The sequence below is a fragment of the Vibrio sp. 1580 genome (assembly GCF_033340055.1).
Genome location: NZ_JAWOVT010000706.1, coordinates 1 through 522 on the forward strand (window position 1 = coordinate 1; position 522 = coordinate 522).

Below are 522 nucleotides of genomic sequence, written 5' to 3' on the forward strand. Positions count from 1 at the left end.
CCTAGCTCGTCCGAGCGTTGCCTCCTGAGCAAAATGATGTAGAAAAGGAGTTACTGAAGGGCGACAATACAAGCAAACCAATTCATCCAGAAAAGATGAGGCATTAACCAATAGCGAGTTATCGTGAAGTCTTAGGTCAAACGTAAACCAGTAAAGCCCTATTTTCTTTTTCAAAAAACGTCCTTAGGCGAGGAGCTAAATGTACTGATTTGTTTTACGCTCGGCATCGCAAGCGGATCATCCGTTCTTACTAACTACAGCGCTTTCCATGCTCTTTGCATGAATCGTGAACATAAGAGCCAAATCGTATTTCCATCCTCAATCGTTCACTTTTTAAACTGAGATTTTATAAAATCAAATTTCAGATTTATGAATATCACCGCTATTTGCTCATTTTTTTATATAAACCAAGCAAAAATGATAAAAATTAAAGCGATATTAGTTAATATCCGGTAATCTAAATCCAATTCCATTTTGCTAGTAACATCGCAGAAATGACTGACGAGTTTAAGAAATCGACCG

1 protein-coding gene is annotated in these 522 nt (G+C 37.4%); it reads right to left on the minus strand.

Annotated elements, in window-relative coordinates; all coding sequences use genetic code 11:
- Positions 1-174, minus strand: a 174-nt coding sequence (locus R7093_RS27955; RefSeq protein WP_318147375.1) for a deoxyribodipyrimidine photo-lyase, incomplete at its 3' end; no start/stop codon positions are given.
- Positions 175-522 lie beyond the last annotated feature (348 nt).